This is a genomic window from Spirosoma utsteinense, from assembly GCF_014282275.1.
GTDB classification, from domain to species: domain Bacteria; phylum Bacteroidota; class Bacteroidia; order Cytophagales; family Spirosomataceae; genus Spirosoma; species Spirosoma utsteinense.
Genome location: NZ_VFIA01000104.1, coordinates 1 through 3,910 on the forward strand (window position 1 = coordinate 1; position 3,910 = coordinate 3,910).

Sequence of the window (3,910 nt, forward strand, 5' to 3'; positions counted from 1 at the left end):
TTAAGGGTAGCTCCGGTTTTTGGGAGGCCCAAGGCTGTTACGATGAATTAGAAGGCGATTCCGATGAGCCATAACTGTATCAGATTAACCAGATGGTTTAGTTGATACAGGCATCGTAGCTTTGGGTCATGCAACAGGCCGTCATCTTTGTTCGGGTGTCCAAAAAAGAGCAAGACTACCAGCGACAACTGGAAGATTTACGGGCAGTTGCCCAAAGCCAGTCGGTACAGGTTGTAGCCGAGATTTCGGAGAAGATCAGTGGTGCTCATAGCAATCAAGAGCGGGATGGGATTCAGGAATTATTACGGCTAAGCCGACAGGGATCTATTCAGAAAGTGCTGGTTTGCGAAGTCTCCCGGCTGGGCCGCTCAACAGTTGAAGTTTTACAGGTAGTCGACGAATTAACTCAGTTAAGCGTCAGCATTTACGTCCAAAACTTTGGTATTGAGACGCTTAAGAATGGGAAGCGCAATCCAGTAGCCCAGTTCCTGTTTACCTTACTGGCCGAGTTCGCTCGTTTAGAACGAGAGACGCTGCGCGAACGCATTCTGTCAGGTATGGACGAAGCTCGTCGGCAAGGCAAGAAAATTGGTCGCCCCGACGGAACAACGGAGGAGAAAGCGACTTTTCTGAAAAAATATGTCTCGGTAGTCCGGAATCTGCGGGCGGGGCTTAGTTTGCGGAAAACGGCCAAATTGTGCGATATATCAATTAATACGGTTCGCAAAGTCAATGAGTACGTAATGCTTAAACCCTGACTGCTATGAAGTTTACCATCTCATTGACCATCGAAACGCCCGGTGAACCACTTCAGACCGAGTCTATTTTGACGTTTGATAAAGAGTGCCTGGACGTGGCCAACATCGGCTTGTCACTTCCTGAATCAAAACAGGTGCTGGAAGCGCTTCAAGCTCAAATCGTCCAACAACAGGCCAATCATTTTCTGGCTCAGGAACTACCCAAGTTGCCAGCCAGTCGTGTTTTGAAAGATTATCAACCCCTAACCCTACGAACACTATTCGGTATTATACGGCTGAGAAGTCCTCGGTTCACCATAGCACAACCAGGAGATAAATCCAACACAGTCAGCCCATTACGGTCGTTATTCACCCAGCGTACCACGCCGGAAATGCTTTATCTGGAAACAAAATGGGCTGCGCTATTGCCCTACTCCCAAACGGTTGAATTGCTTAAAGAAGTACTACCTGTTGATCAAAAACTGAATGCTGCCACCATACGCAATCATCTGGGAGAGGTAGCCCGTCAAGTCGATAACCAACTAAGCTCCGGCCATGGGGAAAGTCTTTTTGTCGAACGAAGTTTATTCAATGAGCCCCAAGGTCCAATCGTGATGGGTGTGGATGGCGGCTATGTACGAGACTGGACACAGAAGAAAACCTGCTTCGAGGTAATTATTGGCAAATCGGTTCCTACAGACCAACCTGCCAAATGTTTTGGGTTTGTACAAGGGTATGATCAGAAGGCCAAACAGCGGGTGGCTGAGGTGTTAAACCAACAAGGATTACAAGGCAATCAGCAGGTCGTTTTTTTGTCCGATGGGGCCGCCAATCTTCGCCAGTTACAAAGTTTCCTTACTCCGAACGCTCAGCATATTCTGGACTGGTTCCACCTGACGATGCGTTTTACGGTCCTTCAACAGTATTTACAGGGGTTGACTAAAGTTGATGCGAATGGGGAATAAATGCAAAAACGGTTAGAGAGTGTTAAATGGCACCTCTGGCACGGAAACACAACCAAAGGGTTGGAATTGATTAATGATTTAGCTTGGGATGCCGATCTACACCGTCAGGAGGCATCTACCAAGTACGAAAAGATCAAACCCCTAATCCGGTATATCAGTGAGTTGGAAAGCTACATTCGGCAAAACGCTCATCTGATCGTTGACTACAGTGAACGCTATCGATACGGTGAAGCAATCTCGACGGGTTTTGTGGAGTCAACGGTCAATTATGTATTGGCCAAGCGGTTCGCTAAAAAGCAACAAATGCAATGGAGTAAAGCGGGAGCCCATCAGATGCTGGTGGTGCGGACAAAAGTATTAAATGATGAGTGGGAGAGTGAGTTTAAGAAGCAGTATCCTCTTTTTCGGGCGCAGCCAGGCGGGGTAATGCCGATGGCTGCTTAACAAAGGTTACCCCAGGCTTTTTTAGGCTCTCCTACATTAGCCCTTATTTTCTCGATGGAATGCGCTCCGGCGCTGGTCTTTAAAGGGGGCACGTCACTGAGTAAGGGCTGGAACCTGATTGAACGATTTTCGGAAGACATCGACCTGGCCCTGGACCGTGCCTATCTAGGTGAGCAGTTTGCCGGTGAGCTAAGCCGACAGGAGATAAAGAAATTACGAAAGGCATCGCGCCAGTTTATGGACACCACCTTCAGGGATGAACTGAAGGCCAAATTTGATGCGGTTGGCTTAGTCAATGTAGACATTCAGTGCCGGGAGTCGAAAGACAGCGACCAGGACCCGTCGATCATTGATATTTATTATCCTGCCTTAGCTGAAACGGAGCCCTATCTGCAACCTCGCTTGCAGGTAGAAGTGAGCAGCCGCTCGTTACGGGAGCCCTTTACCCAGAGAACGTTTGCCACATTCGTTGCCGGGCATTTTGCGGGAAGACCCTTTGCCGATGCGCCCATAACCATACCGGTAGTGAACCCGGAGCGTACGTTTCTGGAAAAGATCTTTCTGCTCCATGAGGAGTTCCAGAAACCAGCCGAAAAAATCCGGGTTGACCGCCTTAGCCGCCATCTGTACGATATTGAAAAGCTGATGCAAACACCTTTTGCCAAAATCGCTTTGCAGGATGCCGATTTATACAACACCGTGATCGCACACCGCCGTACGTTTGCTTCTATTGCTGATGTTGATTATGACCGGCATCAACCCGCCACGATTCAGTTTCTGCCACCCGCCGACCTGATGCAAGCCTGGGAAAGCGACTATAAGCAAATGCAGGAAAACATGATTTACGGCGAAACGCTACCCTTTGCCATGCTCCTAGAAAAACTAACCGAATTACAAATCCACATCAACACGCTATCATGGAATTGAAGAAAGGCTATAAACAGACAGAAGTTGGCGTAATTCCTGAGGATTGGGTTGATTGCAAATTTGAAGATGTATTGACAGGCTTTTCAAGCGGTCAAACGCCATATCGTGCTATTGATCGGTATTATACGGGTAATATTCCTTGGATAACCAGTGGAGAACTCAATTATAACACTATCACTGATACGATTGAAAAGATCACGAAAGAGGCTGTTGTAAAAACCAATTTGAAAATAATTCCCAAAGGCACCTTTCTATTTGCAATAACAGGACTTGAAGCAGCAGGGACTAGAGGTAGTTGTGCGATCACAGGCATTGAGGCTACAACGAACCAATCTTGCATGGCCCTTTATCCTAAGAAAGATTTAATCACGACGGATTATTTGTTTCAGTTTTACGTAAAATACGGTGATTGGTTAGCCCTACAATATTGCCAAGGGACAAAGCAGCAAAGTTATACAGGTCGTATTGCAAAAAGATTGCCCATTGTTCTGCCCCCAACCATCGCCGAGCAAACCGCCATTGCCACGGCCCTCAGCGATGCCGATGCCCTCATCAGCCGCTTAGAAACGCTCATTGCCAAAAAGCGGGCCATCAAGCAGGGAGCCATGCAGCAATTGCTGAAACCAAAAAAGGGGTGGGTGGTGAAGAAGTTGGGTGACTGTCTATCAAAATCTCCTAGTTATGGCATAAATGCTGCGGCTGTTGCTTATTCAGATATATTACCAACTTATACTAAATCAAATTCAATAAGTCGTATCTTTGGTTATGGATTACGCTACTAAAATCAGCCAGACCGTTGACGAACTGCAACAGCTTGAAAAACAGCAGACTAATGTC

Annotated in this window: 5 protein-coding genes; all 5 read left to right on the top strand. The window is 47.1% G+C overall.

Features of this window, described 5'->3' with window-relative positions; all coding sequences use genetic code 11:
• Positions 1 to 128 precede the first annotated feature (128 nt).
• From FH603_RS27685 to FH603_RS27705, 5 genes are read left to right on the top strand one after another with little or no spacing between them, the layout of a single operon-like run.
• Positions 129 to 758, top strand: a complete 630-nt coding sequence (locus FH603_RS27685) for a recombinase family protein (protein ID WP_186742516.1) — start codon at positions 129 to 131, stop codon at positions 756 to 758.
• A gap of 5 nt (positions 759 to 763) precedes the next feature.
• Positions 764 to 1,702 carry a hypothetical protein gene (locus FH603_RS27690; protein ID WP_186742518.1) on the top strand — a complete coding sequence of 313 codons (939 nt, stop codon included), beginning with the start codon at positions 764 to 766 and terminating at the stop codon, positions 1,700 to 1,702.
• The gene (locus tag FH603_RS27695; protein WP_186742520.1) at positions 1,703 to 2,146 is read left to right on the top strand and encodes a hypothetical protein; all 444 of its coding nucleotides are present in this window, start codon (positions 1,703 to 1,705) and stop codon (positions 2,144 to 2,146) included.
• Positions 2,147 to 2,200: 54 nt separating this feature from the next.
• Positions 2,201 to 3,073: a nucleotidyl transferase AbiEii/AbiGii toxin family protein gene (locus FH603_RS27700; RefSeq protein WP_186742522.1), complete on the top strand. Its 873-nt coding sequence runs from the start codon at positions 2,201 to 2,203 to the stop codon at positions 3,071 to 3,073.
• Positions 3,064 to 3,855 (top strand): restriction endonuclease subunit S, encoded by a 792-nt coding sequence (locus FH603_RS27705; protein WP_186742524.1) that lies wholly within the window; start codon positions 3,064 to 3,066, stop codon positions 3,853 to 3,855. The genes FH603_RS27700 and FH603_RS27705 overlap by 10 nt, the downstream gene beginning before the upstream one ends.
• Positions 3,856 to 3,910: the final 55 nt, after the last annotated feature.

Excerpts from the sequence above, each read along its gene's own strand:
- FH603_RS27695 (WP_186742520.1), top strand. The coding sequence starts at position 1,703 with ATGCAAAAACGGTTAGAGAGTGTTAAATGGCACCTCTGGCACGGAAAC.
- FH603_RS27700 (WP_186742522.1), top strand. The coding sequence starts at position 2,201 with ATGGAATGCGCTCCGGCGCTGGTCTTTAAAGGGGGCACGTCACTGAGT.
- FH603_RS27690 (WP_186742518.1), top strand. The coding sequence starts at position 764 with ATGAAGTTTACCATCTCATTGACCATCGAAACGCCCGGTGAACCACTT.
- FH603_RS27685 (WP_186742516.1), top strand. The coding sequence starts at position 129 with ATGCAACAGGCCGTCATCTTTGTTCGGGTGTCCAAAAAAGAGCAAGAC.
- FH603_RS27705 (WP_186742524.1), top strand. The coding sequence starts at position 3,064 with ATGGAATTGAAGAAAGGCTATAAACAGACAGAAGTTGGCGTAATTCCT.